At 71.5% G+C, this 16,220-nt stretch carries 12 protein-coding genes, 1 tRNA gene and 1 pseudogene; 11 read left to right on the forward strand and 3 right to left on the reverse strand.

All coding sequences use genetic code 11. The features are described 5' to 3' along the window. Nucleotides 1-43 precede the first annotated feature (43 nt). The 4 genes and pseudogenes from ACFSZT_RS06105 to ACFSZT_RS06120 form a co-directional block, all read left to right on the forward strand. A complete protein-coding gene (locus ACFSZT_RS06105) occupies nucleotides 44-649 on the forward strand; it encodes an RNA polymerase sigma factor (protein ID WP_377389582.1) in 606 nt (201 codons plus the stop codon). After that, entirely contained in the window at nucleotides 646-1,110 is a 465-nt protein-coding gene (locus tag ACFSZT_RS06110; protein WP_377389580.1) for a carboxypeptidase regulatory-like domain-containing protein, read from the forward strand. Before ACFSZT_RS06105 ends, ACFSZT_RS06110 begins: the two co-directional genes overlap by 4 nt. A 47-nt stretch (nucleotides 1,111-1,157) precedes the next feature. Next, on the forward strand, nucleotides 1,158-3,752 hold the full coding sequence (locus ACFSZT_RS06115) for a CHAT domain-containing protein (RefSeq protein ID WP_377389578.1): 2,595 nt from the start codon (nucleotides 1,158-1,160) through the stop codon (nucleotides 3,750-3,752). A 333-nt stretch (nucleotides 3,753-4,085) separates the two neighbouring features. Further along, nucleotides 4,086-5,048: pseudogene (locus ACFSZT_RS06120) on the forward strand (DUF222 domain-containing protein); the annotation flags it as partial. Between the two features lie 224 nt (nucleotides 5,049-5,272). On the opposite strand, the gene ACFSZT_RS06125 reads toward ACFSZT_RS06120, so the two are convergent. Next, complete coding sequence (locus ACFSZT_RS06125; protein WP_377386931.1) at nucleotides 5,273-5,740, reverse strand: SRPBCC family protein; 468 nt, start codon at nucleotides 5,738-5,740, stop codon at nucleotides 5,273-5,275. 35 nt (nucleotides 5,741-5,775) lie between these two features. On the opposite strand from ACFSZT_RS06125, the gene ACFSZT_RS06130 reads away from it, so the two are divergent. After that, the gene (locus tag ACFSZT_RS06130) at nucleotides 5,776-7,719 is read left to right on the forward strand and encodes an FUSC family protein (RefSeq protein WP_377386928.1); all 1,944 of its coding nucleotides are present in this window, start codon (nucleotides 5,776-5,778) and stop codon (nucleotides 7,717-7,719) included. A gap of 56 nt (nucleotides 7,720-7,775) precedes the next feature. Beyond that, nucleotides 7,776-8,081, forward strand: coding sequence for an antitoxin (locus tag ACFSZT_RS06135; RefSeq protein WP_377386925.1), 306 nt, complete (start codon nucleotides 7,776-7,778; stop codon nucleotides 8,079-8,081). A gap of 10 nt (nucleotides 8,082-8,091) precedes the next feature. Here ACFSZT_RS06135 and ACFSZT_RS06140 read toward each other — a convergent pair whose 3' ends face one another. Then, nucleotides 8,092-9,069, reverse strand: coding sequence for a prephenate dehydrogenase (locus tag ACFSZT_RS06140; RefSeq protein WP_377386922.1), 978 nt, complete (start codon nucleotides 9,067-9,069; stop codon nucleotides 8,092-8,094). A gap of 69 nt (nucleotides 9,070-9,138) precedes the next feature. Then, the gene (locus ACFSZT_RS06145) at nucleotides 9,139-10,368 is read right to left on the reverse strand and encodes a M20 metallopeptidase family protein (RefSeq protein WP_377386919.1); all 1,230 of its coding nucleotides are present in this window, start codon (nucleotides 10,366-10,368) and stop codon (nucleotides 9,139-9,141) included. A gap of 98 nt (nucleotides 10,369-10,466) precedes the next feature. Here ACFSZT_RS06145 and ACFSZT_RS06150 point away from each other — a divergent pair, with 98 nt between their 5' ends. From ACFSZT_RS06150 to ACFSZT_RS06170, 5 genes are all read left to right on the forward strand, one after another. Next, complete coding sequence (locus ACFSZT_RS06150; RefSeq protein WP_377386916.1) at nucleotides 10,467-10,949, forward strand: tRNA adenosine deaminase-associated protein; 483 nt, start codon at nucleotides 10,467-10,469, stop codon at nucleotides 10,947-10,949. Further along, nucleotides 10,946-11,443, forward strand: coding sequence for a nucleoside deaminase (locus tag ACFSZT_RS06155; RefSeq protein WP_377386913.1), 498 nt, complete (start codon nucleotides 10,946-10,948; stop codon nucleotides 11,441-11,443). The genes ACFSZT_RS06150 and ACFSZT_RS06155 overlap by 4 nt, the downstream gene beginning before the upstream one ends. A gap of 23 nt (nucleotides 11,444-11,466) precedes the next feature. Next, nucleotides 11,467-11,554, forward strand: a tRNA-Ser gene (locus tag ACFSZT_RS06160). Nucleotides 11,555-11,686: 132 nt separating this feature from the next. Beyond that, nucleotides 11,687-14,533 carry a PQQ-dependent sugar dehydrogenase gene (locus ACFSZT_RS06165; protein WP_377478184.1) on the forward strand — a complete coding sequence of 949 codons (2,847 nt, stop codon included), beginning with the start codon at nucleotides 11,687-11,689 and terminating at the stop codon, nucleotides 14,531-14,533. 436 nt (nucleotides 14,534-14,969) lie between these two features. After that, nucleotides 14,970-16,073 carry an HNH endonuclease signature motif containing protein gene (locus tag ACFSZT_RS06170; protein WP_377478186.1) on the forward strand — a complete coding sequence of 368 codons (1,104 nt, stop codon included), beginning with the start codon at nucleotides 14,970-14,972 and terminating at the stop codon, nucleotides 16,071-16,073. The last annotated feature ends 147 nt before the right edge of the window (nucleotides 16,074-16,220 follow it).

Consider the following 16,220-nt stretch of genomic DNA (forward strand, 5'->3'; position numbering starts at 1 on the left):
GCTTGCGCCGACTTGAAGAGTTCGAGACCAGAGGGCGGACGCGGTGACCGACGCCAAGACCGCAGAGGCGAACCCTCCCTGGGAAGGGTTGCAAGGACACGAGCTGTACGCGGCCTGCATGCACGAGGCACGTGCGGGCAACCGCGAGGCGATGAACCGGCTCGTCGCGGAACTGACCCCACTGGTGTGGCAGGTCGCCCGCGGCAACGGACTCGACCGGCACGTCGCCGAGGACGTGGTCCAGACCGTGTGGCTGGCGCTCTTCCGCAGCCTGGACACGCTCGCCGACCCCAAGGCGCTCGCCGCCTGGCTCATCACGACCACTCGGCGGGAGTCACGCAAGGTGGGCAGCCGCAAGCCGCAACCGGTGCCGCTCACCGACGAGCTCGCCGACACGATGCCCAGTACCCAGCCCGCGCCCGAAGCCGAGGTCCTGCGCGCCGAACGCGACCGCAGGCTGTGGGCCGCCTTCGAGATGCTTCCGCAGCGGTGTCAGGAGTTGCTGCGGCTGACCGTGCTCGGTGGCCGTGCCGAGTACCGCCTCGTCGCGGATGCATTGCGCATGCCTCACGGCAGCATCGGACCCACCCGCGGCCGGTGCCTCGACCGGATGCGGGGACTGCTGGACGCTCAAGGGGGCAGCGTATGAACGAGGGAAGCACCTACCCGGACGACCGGACGCTGCTCGCGGAGCTCGACCGGCTCGTCGACGAGCTGGACCCGCCGCCGGACGGCCTCGTCGAGCGCGTCCAGTTCGCGCTGGAGCTGGAGAACCTCGACGTCGAGGTCGCGCGGTGGGAACGCGCCGACGAGCTCGCCGGCGTCCGCAGTGTCGCCCAGGGAACGATCACGTTCACGGTCAGCGACCTCACCGTCATGATCAACCTCACCAAGGTGGGCTTCGGGCACCGGATCGACGGCTGGCTGGTGCCGGAGGGTGAGTACACAGTGGAGGTCCGGGTGGCCGGTCATGACTCGGTCACCACGGTCGCGGATGACGGTGGCCGCTTCGTGCTTCACGACGTCCCCCGCGGAACCACCCAAATAGTGGTGTACATCGACCGAAATTCGTGTCGCAGAACCGTTGTCACGCCAGCTGTTGTGCTGTAAAAGAGCCGGTTGCGTCCGGGGGTGGTCGATGTGCTCCCATAGACGCCGTGCGTGCCGATCCACAATCGAATCGAGCCCTGTCCGCGGCTCTCGACCTGCACCGGCGGGCCAACGACGCGGCAGGCAGCGCGCACAACGTCGAGGCGATCCGGTTGCTCCGCCGCGCATTGCGCATCCTCGACCGCGGCCCCGGCGCCGCTCCGGAGTGGACAGCGGCACGCATTCGGGTGCTCATCAGCCTCGCGCTCGCCACGGCTGAGGTCGGCTCGACCGCCGAGGGGTTCCGAGGTCTCACCCGCGCCCGCACGCAACTCGACCAGCTGCCGGACGACGCGCGGCGGCAGGAACTCGACGCCGTCGTGTCCGGTCAGCGGGCGCTGCTGCTGTATCGCGTCGGCAGGCCGGCGGAGGCGCTGGCGCTGTTCGACGCGATCATCCCGACTCTCGAACGGCTCACCCGGCAGCAGCCGGGCGACGGCCTGCTGCTCACGCGCACCGTCCTCAACCGCGCCCAGCTGCATGCCGAGACCGGCGACATCGACGCGGCGTCCCGCGACTTCGACCGGGCCATCCGGCTCGCCGCCGAGCACGGGTACACACGCCTGGAAGGCAAGGCGCGGCACGGCCTCGGCGACCTCGCCCAGCTTGCCGGCGACATTCCCGGCGCGCTGCGGCACTACGACGAGGCCGCGCGCATCCTGGAGTCCGCCGCGCCGGGGTGGGTGGCGAGGGTGCGGCTCGACCAGGGCCGTGCGCTGCTCGTGGCCGGGCTCGCGGACGAAGCGGCTCGCCACCTCGACGAGGCCCTGCCCGACCTCCGCCGCAACCGGGTCATCCAGGACGTCGCCGAGGCCGAGGTCGCTCGGGCCGCGGCCGCGCTGCTGCAGGGCGACTTCGCGGGCGCGCGCAAACTGGCCACCGCCGCGCGCAGGCGCTTTCTCCGGCGCGGCAACACACGTTGGGCCGAGGTGGCCGCACTCACCCGGCGACGCGCCGAGGTCATGGCGGTCCTCGACAGCGGCGTGACTCCACCCGCCCGGCTGCCTGCCGACCTGGTGCGCCTCGCCGAGCGGCTCGCCGGCCTCGCCCTGTGGGACGAGGCCGCGGTCGCGCGACTGCTCGCCGTCCGGTTGCTGCTGCGCCGAGGTGACGCCGACGCCGCGCGGGAGCAGCTCGCCGCCGTGCCCAAACCCCGGCACACCACGCCCGTGGACCACCGCATGCTGCGCCGCCTGTGCCGCGCGGAGCTCGCCGTCGCCACCGGGCGCATCCGGTCGGCCCTGGCGCAGGCGCAGTCCGGCCTGGCCGAGCTCGGCTGGGCACGCGACCGGATGGGCGGGCTTGACCTGCTGTGCGGAACCGCCGTGCACGGGCAGGAACTGGGTGCGCTCGCCGTCGGGCTCGTCCTCGCCCGCGCGGGCGGCGAGCGTGGCGCGCGCAGGCTCTTCGCCTGGCAGGAGCGCACCCGTGCGCAGGTGTACCGGTACGAGCCGCTGCCGGAGATCGACGACCCGGTGCTGGCGCGGCACCTCACCGAGATGCGGCATGTGCGACGCACCGTGCAGCAGAACCGGCTGGCGGGCAAGCCCGTCGCCGCACTCGAACAGCGGTACGCGCGCCTGCAGCGGGAGGCCAGCAGGCTCGGCTGGTACACGAGCCGGTGGGGCAGTCCGCGACCGGTGAGCTCGCCCGAGGAGGTCGCCGAGCGGCTCGGCGACCGAGTGCTCGTCAGCCTTGCCGGGCATGATGCCGACCTGGCGGCCGTCGTGGTGCGCGACGGCCGGTTCCGTCTCGTGCGGCTCGGTTCGCTGCCGGACGCCGTCGAGCTGGCCAGGCAGCTGCACGCCGACCTCAACGCCCTCGCCCCCGACCACCTGCCCGCGCCGCTTGCCCAGGCGGTCACCGCGTCGGCGCAGCGGCGAGCGGACGCCCTCGACCGGCAGCTCGTGCAGCCACTGGCCGAGCTGCTCGGCGACCGTGAGCTGGTGGTGATCCCCACGGGCTCGCTGCACGCGTTGCCGTGGGCGGCGTTGCCGTCGTTGCGAGGCCGGGCGCTGTCTGTCGCCCCGTCCGCGACGGCGTGGGCGGCGGCCGTGAGCACGTCGCGACCGGAGCCTGTCGTGCTCGTCGGTGGCCCCGGTGTGCCCGGCGCGGTCGGCGAGGTCAGTCAACTGCGCACCGTGTACCCGGGCGCGCGGCTTCTCGACGGCGAGCAGGCCACCACGGAGGCGGTGCTGTCCGCGCTGGACGGGTCCGGGGTGGCGCACCTGGTCGCCCACGGCGCGCACGAGCCGGCGAACGCGCTGTTCTCCCGGCTGGATTTGGTCGACGGCCCGCTGTTCGCCCACGAGGCCGCCCGCCTGCCCAACCCGCCGGAGCGCGTCGTGCTGGCCTCGTGCGAACTCGCGATGAGCCACATCCGGCCCGGGGAGGAGGCGCTCGGCTTCGCGGGCGCGTTGCTGGCAGGCGGGTCGCGGACGGTGGTCGGCGCGGTGGCGCGGGTCGGCGACCGGGCGGCGGCCGAGGCCATGACCTGCCTGCACCGCAGTCTCGCCTCGGGTACGTCGCCGGCCGTGGCCCTGGCCGAGGCGACCGCCGCCGACCCGCTGCGCAGGCCGTTCCTGTGTCTGGGTGCGGGGTAGAGGTCTGCCGTTCGTGTCGCCGTGTCTGCCGTTCGTGTCGCCGTGTCTGCCGTCTGTGTCGCCGTGTCTGCCGTTCGTGTTGTCGTTTCGGCCCAGAATTGGTGTGAGTGGGCCGTTCACGTTATTGGTTGTCGTTGGTGTGGTTGCCTTGGTTGCTTGGGTGGTTGGGTTTCAGGCACGCCTTCGGCGCGCCGTGGGAAACTGCCACTCCACACATGACCATGCATTGTCTGGTGGTTAGCGGCAGTTCCCCACGGAACGGATTTCGTGGTCACGTTCCGTTGTTTTTCGGTTCACTCATATGATTCGGTATTTCGCGGTAGAATTGTGGGCATGGGGGAAAGTTTTATCGAGCGCCTGGTCGAGCTGGAGCGGGAGATTGCTCGGCTGCAGGCGTTGCAGGTGCGGGCTTTGGCGGAGTATTCGGCGTCGCGGGATGATGCTGCGGATGTGGCGTCGGAAGTGGCGCTGGGGTTGGCGATTTCGGAGAATGCGGCGCGGGTCAAAATCGGGTTGGCGCGGGATTTGGTGTCGCGGCTTCCGGAAACGTTGGGTGCGTTGTCCCGGGGCGAGATCGATCTGTACAAAGCCTCGAAAATCTCGGAACCGACAGCGGTCTTGTCTGATTCGCGGGCGCGGGAGGTGGATGCGCTGGTCTCCGGGCGGTTGGTGGGGCGGGATGCCTCGTCGATTCGGCGAATGGTGAACCGTGCGGTGCAGAAGGTGGATCCGGAGGGTGCTGCGGCGCGGGCGGAGGCGCGGCGGCGGGAACGGCGGGTCGAGCTGCGGCACGCCGACGACGCGATGGCCACGTTGACCGCCGATTTGCCCGCCGAGGTGGCCTCGGCGGCGTATGCGCGGATCGACCGGTGTGCCCGCGCGCTGCGCAACGCCGGCGACGGCCGGACCATGGATCAGCTGCGGGCCGACGTGTTCGCCGACCTGCTTCTCAGCGACCACCCAGGTGGGGGCTCACCGGAGGCCGAGATCTTCATCCACATCGACCTCGCCTCGCTGGTCGGCCTGTCGACCAACCCTGCCGAGCTCGCTGGACACGGACCACTCCCGGCGCCGATCGCGCGGGCGATCGCGTTCGACCCGAACTCGACCTGGCGGCGGATCATCACCGACCCGCACACCGGCGCCCCGCTCGACGTGGGCCGCACCCGCTACCGGCCACCGGCCGTCACCGCCGACCATGTGAAGGTCCGCGACCGCGAATGCCGCTTCCCCACCTGCCACCGACCCGCCCACGACAGCGACCTCGACCACGTCGTCCCGTACCAGCGTGGCGGCGACACCAACACCGCCAACCTGATCGGCCTCTGCCGCCGCCACCACCGCACCAAACACACCCCCGGCTGGCGATTCCACCTCACCGACACCGGGGACGCTGAACATCACCACACCCACCGGCCACACCTACCGGTCGCCATGACGTGCGACCCCTGTGGGTGGAGCCCCCGGTCCCAGGCGCCGGAGTCGCCGCGAAGGCCCCGCACGATGGACAACGGAAACTGTCAGCCGCGTCCCCGCTCCTCGCGCTCGGCGGCGTGCACGAGCCGCGCCGAGAGAAACGTGATCGCCGTCAGCAGCAGCCGCCGCACGACAGGCCCGCTTCCCCGCACCGCTTCGGTGAACGAGCCACGCCAGCACAGGTCCGTGCCGCCCGCGTCGTTCGGGGTGAACAGGACCTCGCCGCGGTAGTCGTTGGCGGGCGCGCCCGGCCCGGTGAACGTGTAGACGTGCCGGTGCGGCGGCTCGTAGACGATCGTCTGCTCGCTGAGCAGCAGCGGCCACGCGCCGACCTGGCGGATGGCGCCCACGCCCCCGGGTGCGGGATCGCCCTCGTCCCGCCAGCTCGACTGCAACACGAGCGGCTTCGCCCAGTCGGACCACCGCGCGCCGTCGGTCTCCAGCCGGAACAGGGTCTCCGGCTTGGCGGTGCTGGTCCGGGTCACCTCGAAGGAGTACGTCTTGCTCGGCATCGGAGGAACATAACCGAATAGGCCAAGATGTGGGTGTGAGCTCGCCCCGTGCCGATCTGCCCGCGCCGCGCTGGCTCGCCCACCTGCTACGGACTAACCCGGCGCCCGTCCCGTGGAGCCGGACCGTGCGCGCCGCGATCGCTCTGTCCGTGCCGGTCGCCGTGGGGGCGGGGGTCGGCGAGCTCGCCGTCGGCGCGCTCGTGTCGGCAGGAGCATTGCCCACCGTCACGGCCGACGTCGCGGGCCCCTATCGGTATCGCGCGCTCCGGCTCGCCGGAGCCGTGGCGGCGGCGCTCATCGGGTTCGCGACCGGCCTGACCACGGGCGCCGAACCCCTGCTGTCGCATCCGACGGTTGTGCTGATCGCGGCGGTGTCGGCGTTGATCAGCGCCGGAGGCAACAACGCCTCCATCGCCGCGCTCCAGCTGTTCGTCTTCACCACCTTGGGTGTCGGACAGGCTGAGGCGGGCACCGCGCCCGGGCCCGCGCTGGCGTGCGTCGTCTCGGGCGGCGCGTGGGGCCTGCTCGTCGCGCTGGCCGGATGGACGGTGCACGCGACGTCGCCGGAACGGCAGGCCGTGGCGCAGGTCTACATCGAGCTGGCCGCCATGCACTCCGCGCAGGACGCGCCGACGTCGCTCGCCGCGCGCCAGCAGCTGACCGCTGCCATGAGCACCGCCTACGACCGGCTGCTGGGCGCCCGCTCGTGGCTGTCCGGCCGGGACGCCACCTACCGCAAGCTGCTCGGTCTCCTGTCGGCCAGCACACCGGCCGTGGAGGCTTCGGTCGCCATGGTCAACGCGGGTGCACGCGCACCACGCGACGTCATCGAGCACTTCACGGCACTGGCCACTGCCGTGCTCGCCGACGCGCCGCTACCCGATCCGCCCCGGCGCGACCACCCCGACCCCGCGATCGCCGCGCTGTACCACGCGCTCACCAAGATCAGCACCGAACACGAACGCAGCCGCGGCGACCGCGTGCCGCCCCACCGGCGCGTGCTCGACTGGCTCCGCTCGCTCACCTCCGGGCCGCTCACATGGATCGCCGCGGGCCGCCTGACGCTGTGCGTCGCGCTCGCGGAAGCGGTACGGCTCATCGTGCCGCTGGACAACTCGTACTGGATCACCCTCACCGTCGGCCTGGTCCTGAAACCGGACTTCGGCTCGGTGTTCGGCCGGGCCGTGTTGCGCGGGCTCGGCACTGTCGTGGGGGTCGGCATCGGAGCCGTCGCGCTGGGCCTGGGCCTCGACGCGAACCCCTTGGCGCTCGTGGTGTTCGTCGCGCTGCTGGCGGCGGGAGTGGCGATCGGGAAGGTCCGCAACTACGGCATCCTCAGCGCGTTCACCACCCCGCTGATCATCCTGCAGATGGACCTCACCACCGGCGGCGACTGGGACGTCGTGTTCGCGCGGCTCGTGGACACCGTCGCGGGCTGCGTGATCGTGCTGGTGTTCGGCTACCTGCTCTGGCCGGGCAGCTTGCGCCCGCGCGTCGGCGGGCGGCTGGCCGACGTCTCCGACACGGTCGCGCGCTACGTCGACTACGGCCTGCGCGCCGCGGACACCGCCGCCGACCGGGCCGAGCGTTCCCGCCGCCGGCGCAAGGCGTATCGAGGCCTGGCCGACCTGCGCACGGCGTTCCAGCAGATCGTCGTGGAACCCTCGCCCGCCGGCCGGCAGGCGGCAGCGTGGTGGCCCGCGATCGTGGCGCTGGAACAGGTCACCGACGCGGTGACCGCCGTCGTCGTCACCATCGAGCACGGCGCCGAGCCGCCCGCCGAGTCCGACGTCCGGCTCATCACGGGCGCGCTCGGCGAGCTGGCCGACGCGGTGCGCAGCCAGCGCGAGCCTGCCGACGTGGAGCTACCCGACACCGAGCAGCTCGCCGGCGTCACCGATCAGCTCGAGAACGCGTTCGGCGCCGTTTGCGGACCGGATCCGACCAGGTCACGATTCCTTTTCCGGCGCAGAGGCTGAACCACAAAAGAGTCCCCCACGTTGCGCCCGGGCGCCGATGCTGGTGGATTGGTCATATGGGCATCAACTTCAACGAACTCAAGAAGAAGGCGCAGGACGCGCTGACCAAGAACAGCGACAAGGTCGAACAGGGCATCGACAAGGCCAGCGGCTTCGCGAAGTCCCGCTTCGGCAACAAGGCCGACAAGATCGACGACGTCACCAAGAAGGCCAAGGACTACCTGCACAAGCAGTCGGGGGGCCAGGGCGGCCGGCCAGGTTCGGGCGGTCCGCAGGCGGGACCCGGACAGCAGCCGGGCGCTGGTCCGGAGCAGCCTCCACAGCCGCCGGTGAACCCGCCGAACCCGCCCAACCCGCAGTGACGCGGGCCGCCTAGGCGACCTCTCCGGTGAGCGTCTCGCCGTCCAGTGCGGTGAGCCGCCCGCCGCGTTCGCCCAGTGCGAGCAGGCCCTCGCGGGCGTCGGGCGCGCCCAGGTCGAGCGTCACGCTCGCGCGGGGGGCCGCCCGGTGCTCGGTGAGGGACCGCAACGCGTCGTGGCCGGCGTTGACGGTCGCTGCGAGGCCACCGGTCGAGGCCAGCGAGCCGCGGGCGGCGCCGAGCAGGCCGAGCGCCTCGTCGAGCACCGGCAGCAGTGCCGCTCGGTTGCCCTCGGTCATCGCGCGCACCAGCTCCGGGCGGCTGCCGGCGACGCGGGTGCCGTCGGAGAACGACCCGGCGGCGAGCGCGGCCGCGAGCGGTCCGCCTTGGGCGCCGACCGTCGCCAGCACCGCGGCCAGCAGATGCGGCAGGTGCGAGATGCGGGCGACCGTCTCGTCGTGCGCGTCCGCGCGCAACGGCACCACGTGCGCGCCGGAATCCAGGGCCAGCATCGCCGCCTCCCGCCACGCCGAGAGGTCGGTGTCGTCCTCGACGCAGACCACCCACGCCGCACCGGAGAACAGCTCCGGCGTGCCCGCCTTCCAGCCGGACTCGGCGGTTCCCGCCATCGGATGCCCACCCGCGAACCGCGCGTCCGGCGCCGACCGGCGCACCGCGTCCCGGACCGGCCCCTTCACGCTGGTGACGTCGGTGAGCAGACACCCGGGGGCATGCTCGGCGACCAGGCGCAGAACGGCGTCCACGGCGGTGAGCGGGACGGCGAGCACGACGAGCGCGTCGTTCGCGGCCGCCCTGCGCAGGGCCGCCGCGACGTCGGAGCCCGCGTCGTAGCCGTCGGCCGCGGCGGCCTCGGCATCCACAGTGGACTCCGAAGCGCCCCACGCCGTCCGCCCCGCGGCCACGGCCGCGCGCAGCACGGAGCCACCGATGAGGCCGAGCCCGATCACACACACGTCTCGCACGGGCCCCATCCTGCCTCTCCTCTCCCGGCACCGCCCAAGGGGACACGCTGCCTCCCGGCGGGTTCGCGCCCGCGCCTGCTAGCGCAGCGTGTCGAGGGCGTACGCCGCGTACATCGCGACACCGTTCGCCATCGCGTCCTCGTGGTGCCGGGCCCGGTTGGAGTGGTTGGACGCCGCGTCGTCCGGGTCCGTGCCGGGCGGGCACGCCCCGAGGAAGGCGAACGCGCCGGGAACCCGCTGCAGGACGTACGAGAAGTCCTCGGCGCCCATGATCGGCGCGGCCATCTCGGCGGCGTTCGGCGCGCCCAGCACCTCGGCGGCAAGGCCCAGCACGCGGGCGGCCTCGTCGGCGTCGTTGATCGTGGGCGGGTAGCCGGGCTCGATGTCGATCAGCGCGCGGCAGCCGTGCGCGGCGGCGATGCCATCGCACACCGTGGGCAGCTCGGCGTGCACGCGGGCGCGGGTGGCCTCGGACAGCGCGCGGATGGTGCCCTCCAGCACCGCGGTCTCCGGGATGACGTTGGTGGTGGTGCCCGCCTCGATCCGGGTCACCGACACCACGGCGGGGTCGGCGACGTTCACCCGGCGCGTCACCATCGTCTGCAGCGCGCCCACCATCGCGGCGGCGGCCGGAACCGGGTCGACGGCGTTGTGCGGCAGCGAGCCGTGCCCGCCCTTACCCGTGACGCGCACCGAGAACGTGTCGGCCGACGCCATCAGCGCACCCGCCCGCGTGCGGATCTGCCCGCTGGGGAAGTTGGGGTAGATGTGCAGGCCGAACGCCCGCTCCACGCGCTCGCCCGCGGCGTCCAGCACGCCGTCGTGGATCATGTGCCGCGCGCCGTGGTAGCCCTCCTCGCCCGGCTGGAACATGAACACCACTGAGCCGGCGAGTTCGTTCGCGTGGGCCGACAGCAGCCGCGCGGCCGAGACGAGCATGGCGACGTGCGTGTCGTGCCCGCATCCGTGCATGACGCCGGGCACCGTCGAGGCGAACTCCTCGCCGGTGTCCTCGGGCATCGGCAGGGCGTCCATGTCACCCCGCAGCAGCACGGCCGGACCGGGTCTTCTGCCACGGAGCACCGCGGTCACCGAGGTCGTCGTCCTGCCGGTGGTGACCTCGAGCGGCAGGACGGCGATGGCGTCGAGAATCGCCTGCTGGGTCCGCGGCAGGTTCAGCCCGATCTCGGGATGGCGGTGCAGCTCCCTGCGCAGCGCCACCGTGTCGGCCTGCAGGGCGCGCGCCTCGGCGGCGAGCCCGGCCAGGCGGACGTCGGGCAGCGAGGGCAGCTCGTGGGGTCCGGTCATGGCGTGAATGGTGGCACGGCCGTCCGTGCCGTCGGGTGCGGTCGGACGGGTGACGACTTCGGGCATCGTCGAAGGTCAACCAGGTATACGGTGGGCGCATGGCGGTGAAGGAGCCGATCACGGGGTTCGCGGTGGCCGTGGTGCGCGAGGACGGCCGGTGGCGGTGCAGCCCTTTGGACCCGGCTGCGCTCACCGAGCTGGACGCCGCGATCACCGAACTGAGAAAGCTGCGCTCGACCGGCGCCGTGTTCGGTCTGCTGGCGGTGGACGACGAGTTCTTCGTCATCGTCCGCCCGACCCCCGGCGGGGCGTCGTTGCTGCTGTCGGACGCCGCGGCGGCGCTGGACTACGACATCGCCGCGGACGTGCTCGACCTGCTGCGCGTCGAGCCGCCCGACGAGGACGACGACGTCATCTGGCCCGAGGGCGATCTCGAGGTCCTCGCCGACCTCGGGATGCCGGGTGCGGAGCTCGAGGTGATCGTCAACGAGGTGGAGCTCTACCCGGACGAGCAGCTCAGCATGATCGCCCAGCGGTGCGGCTTCGCCGACGAGTTCGGCAAGGTGCTCGACGAGCTGTGAAGCCGCCGAAGGCCCGCACCGACGCCGACGCCGTGCGCGCCGCCATCGAGGTCGCGCGACGCGCGCGCCACACCGCGGACGTGCCGATCGGGGCGGTGGTGTTCGCGCCCGACGGTCGTCTGCTCGCCGGTGCCCACAACGCCCGCGAGGAGCTCGGAGACCCGACCGCCCACGCGGAGATCCTCGCCCTGCGGGCGGCGGCGCGCGAGTACGGCGACGGCTGGCGGCTCGCCGGCTGCACCCTGGCCGTGACCGTCGAACCGTGCACGATGTGCGCGGGCGCGCTGGTGCTCGCACGGGTGGCCCGCGTCGTGTTCGGCGCGTGGGAGCCGAGGACCGGGGCGGTCGGGTCGCTGTGGGACGTCGTCCGCGACCGCAGGCTCAACCACCGGCCGGAGGTGATCGGCGGGGTGCTGGAATCGGAGTGCGCGGCGCTGCTCGCGGAGTTCTTCGCAGGACAGCGCCCTGCGGCGGACCCGTTCGAGACGCGCTGAGCCGATGCAGTATCGTATCCGGCGGTAGCGTGTCCGAGCGGCCGAAGGAGCGCGACTCGAAATCGCGTGACGGGTAACCCCCGTCCGTGGGTTCAAATCCCACCGCTACCGCTGCTCAACGGGGCAGGCGCGAGTTCTCGTGTCTGCCCCGTTGTCGTATCCGGTCCACGTATATGTGGTAACGATCACATCACGTCGCCGTGGGCTTGCAACGCTTCGCGCGCCCCTGCCGAAAAGCCCGGCATGCGCAGTGCTGCGAGAACCATCACCGGACGCCTGGGTGCCGCCGTCCTTGTCTCCCTGCTGACCGTGGGCCTGGTGGCCGGGCTCCCGGCCCGCGAGGCCGCGGCGGCTCCGGTACTGCCCAGCGGGTTCGTGTTGCGGGACCAGCCGAGCGGGCAGGCCGCCTTCGACCTGACCGATTTCGCCTACCTCCCCGACGGCAGCGTGGTCAGCACCGGCAAGCTGGGCAAGCTCGCGTGGGCGTCGGCCGACGGCAGCAGGAGCCGCCAGCTCGCCATGCTGGAGGTGGACCCCACACGCGACTCCGGGCTCGTCGGCATCGCGGTGGCGCCGGACTACACCAGCTCGCGCGCGATCTACCTCGCGCGCTCGGTGCCCCAGGCCTCCGGGTCGGTGCTGCGGCTCGAACGCTGGCAGCTCGCCGGCACGGGCGAGCCGACCGGCCTGGTCCAGGGAAGCGCGCAGACGCTGCTGCAGATACCCGCAGGCTTCCTGGTGCACGGCCTCACCGGCATCATCCCGGCCGAAGACGGCACCCTGTGGGTGTCGATCGGCGACACGTCCGACTTCGAGGGCACCGACCCGGCCGCGTTACGCGCACAGGACATCAACCAGCCGCAGGGCAAGATCCTTCGGATCCAGGCCAATGGGGACGGGGTGCCGTCCAATCCCTACTACGACCCCGCGGCGCCCGGAGCGGTGCGGAGCAAGGTGTACGCGTTCGGCTTCCGCAGCCCGTTCCGGCTGACGCTCGACCCGCGCACCGGCCTCCCGGTGGTGGGCGACGTCGGCTACCAGACGTGGGAAGAGATCGACATCGTGCGGCCGGGCGGCAACTACGGCTGGCCGTGCTGGGAAGGACGTGTCCGCACACCCGGCTACCGCGACCTGCCCGGCTGCGCAGGCGTGCCGAACACCGATCCGCTGGTGGCGTACCACCACGGCTCCGGACCCGATCAGGGCAACAGCGTGACCGGCGGCGTCGTCTACACGGGAACGAACTATCCGGAGCGCTACCACGGCGCCTACTTCTACGCCGACTACTCCGGCAAGCGAATGTGGACGGTCGCCTACGACGCGCAGGGAAACCTGACGCGCCCACCGGAGAACCCGCCGTTCGGTTCGGACATCGGCGGACCGGTGAAGTTCGCGACGGGGCCCGGCGGTGACATCGTCTACGCCGACATCTACTCCGGACAGTTGCGCAGGCTCAGCTACGTGCCCGGCAACGCCGAGCCCATCGCGAAGGCCACCACGAGCACCGACCCGGCCACGCGCACGGTGACGTTCGACGCGTCCGAGTCGCTCGACTTCAATGGCGACCCGCTGACCTACCGGTGGGACTTCGGGGACGGCCCGACCGGCACGGGCGTGCGCGCCACCCACACCTACGGCGCCGGTGCCGAGCGGTTCACCGCGCGGCTCACGGTGACCGACCCGCTGGGAGCCACCGGCACCGTCGACCTCACGGTCGTGCCCGGCAACCACTCGCCCGTGATCACGCCGGAGACGCCGGAGGACGTCACCTACGCCGTCGGCGATCCGGTGACCGTGCAGGTGAGCGCCACCGATACCGAGGACGGCGCGCTGGATGTGACGTGGACGAGCAGCACCGTGCACTGCGCCGAAGCCGACACGTGCCACTTCCACCCTGGCCCGGCCGGTGAGGGCGCCACCTTCACCGTGCCGTTCACGAACCATCCGGACTCGCGCATGGAGCTCACCGCGACCGCGACCGACAGCGCGGGGGTCTCCACCACCTACACCTACAGAGCCCTGCCGCGCGAATACCGCGTGACACTCACCAGCACAGTGCCCGCGGCGCTGGAGATCCCGGCCGAGGGCACGGGCGGGCCGACCGCGATGGTCACCGAGGGCGCCGACGTGGAGGTGCGGGCGGCCACGATCGCCAGCGACGGCGGCTCGCGGTTCGTGCGGTGGGACGACGGCGTGACCGAGCCGTCACAGACGTTCACCATGCCCGCGCGGGACGTCCACCTCACCGCCATCTACGCGAGCCCCATCGACTCGCGGTACGAGGCGGAGCCGGAACTGCGCGAGGTGCTGGGCGAGCCGGTCGGCCCCGAGGTGATCGACGGCGGGGTCCGCTACCGCACGTACGAGGGCGGCAGGCTCTACTGGACGCAGGCGACCGGCGTGAAGGCCGTGTACGGCGCGATCTACGACAAGTACCTCGCGCTGGGCGGCCACCGCGTACACGGGGTGCCGACCACCGACGAGTCGGCGACGCCCGACGGAACCGGCCGGTACAACCACTTCACCGGCATGACGGGCACGGGTATGCCGACGTCGATCTACTGGACTGCGTCGACGGGTGCGCACGGTGTTTGGGGTGCGATTCGGGATCGGTGGCGTGTGTTGGGTTGGGAGCGTGGGCCGCTCGGGTATCCGACGACCGATGAGTCGGTTACCCCGGACGGGCGTGGCCGATACAACCACTTCACCAAAGCCGGCTCGATCTACTGGACTGCGTCGACGGGTGCGCACGGTGTTTGGGGTGCGATTCGGGATCGGTGGCGTGTGTTGGGTTGGGAGCGTGGGCCGCTCGGGTATCCGACGACGGACGAGTCGGTGACCCCGGATGGGCGTGGCCGATACAACCACTTCTCGAAGTCCGGCTCGATCTACTGGACCGCCGGCACCGGTGCGCGCGACGTTTACGGCGCCATCCGGCAACGGTGGGCAGCGCTCGGCTGGGAACGGTCCTATTTGGGCTACCCGACCAGCGGCGAGTTCGCGGTACCCGGCGGGCGGCGGAACAACTTCCAGCGCGGCTACATCCAGTGGAATTCGTCCACCGGTGCCGTGATCGACCGGCGGTACTGACCGGACGGGGGTTCGGGCGGTTCGGGGCGGGGCCTGGTTTGCCGTGTGTGCGGTTCCAGTAGCCGTGTCTGCGGTTGCGGTTGCCGTGTCGGCCGTTCACGTCGCCGTGTGTGCGGTTGGCGTTGTCGTGTCGCGGTTCCGCTAGCCGTCTCGCCCGCTCCCGTCGTCGTGGGCAGTGCCGCCCATGGCACGATTCGTTCGACGCTCACGAAAGCTGGAATTTCCGTCAGGGGACCATTGTTGTGGTTGCCTGGCCTGCTTGGGTGGTTGGGTTTCAGGCACGCCTGCGGCGCGCCGCGGGAAACTGCCGCTCCACACATGACCATGCATTGTCTGGTGGTTAGCGGCAGTTCCCCACGGAACGGATTTCGTGGTCACGTTCCGTTGTTTTTCGGTTCACTCATATGATTCGGTACTTCGCGGTAGAATCGTGGGCATGGGGGAAAGTTCTCTTGATGACGTCGTTCGACTGGAGCGGGAGATCGCTCGGCTGCAGGCGTTGCAGGTGCGGGCTTTGGTGGAGTATTCGGCGTCGCGGGATGATGCTGCGGATGTGGCGTCGGAAGTGGCGCTGGGGTTGGCGATTTCGGAGAATGCGGCGCGGGTCAAAATCGGGTTGGCGCGGGATTTGGTGTCGCGGCTTCCGGAAACGTTGGGTGCGTTGTCCCGGGGCGAGATCGATCTGTACAAAGCCTCGAAAATCTCGGAACCGACAGCGGTCTTGTCTGATTCGCGGGCGCGGGAGGTGGATGCGCTGGTCTCCGGGCGGTTGGTGGGGCGGGATGCCTCGTCGATTCGGCGAATGGTGAACCGTGCGGTGCAGAAGGTGGATCCGGAGGGTGCTGCGGCGCGGGCGGAGGCGCGGCGGCGGGAACGGCGGGTCGAGCTGCGGCACGCCGACGACGCGATGGCCACGTTGACCGCCGATTTGCCCGCCGAGGTGGCCTCGGCGGCGTATGCGCGGATCGACCGGTGTGCCCGCGCGCTGCGCAACGCCGGCGACGGCCGGACCATGGATCAGCTGCGGGCCGACGTGTTCGCCGACCTGCTTCTCAGCGACCACCCAGGTGGGGGCTCACCGGAGGCCGAGATCTTCATCCACATCGACCTCGCCTCGCTGGTCGGCCTGTCGACCAACCCTGCCGAGCTCGCTGGACACGGACCACTCCCGGCGCCGATCGCGCGGGCGATCGCGTTCGACCCGAACTCGACCTGGCGGCGGATCATCACCGACCCGCACACCGGCGCCCCGCTCGACGTGGGCCGCGAGCGTTACCGGCCACCGGCCGTCACCGCCGACCATGTGAAGGTCCGCGACCGGGAATGCCGCTTCCCCACCTGCCACCGACCCGCCCACGACAGCGACCTCGACCACGTCGTCCCGTACCAGCGTGGCGGCGACACCAACACCGCCAACCTGATCGGCCTGTGCCGCCGCCACCACCGCACCAAACACACCCCCGGCTGGCGATTCCACCTCACCGACACCGGAGCCCTGCGCATCACCACCCCCACCGGCCACACCTACCGAACGCGGTAACTCCGGGCCGCAGCAGGCGATGCGGCCCGCTGTACGGGTCGTGACCATGATGCTCGCACGGTGCGACGCCTGCCGTCCTGCCCACGGCTCGCGGAGCCGCAGTGCCACGTCACCTGCGCCCGGGCCGCAACGGGGCACACCGCTCCG

The organism is Prauserella oleivorans (genome assembly GCF_042685745.1).
Taxonomy (GTDB): domain Bacteria; phylum Actinomycetota; class Actinomycetes; order Mycobacteriales; family Pseudonocardiaceae; genus Prauserella_A; species Prauserella_A oleivorans.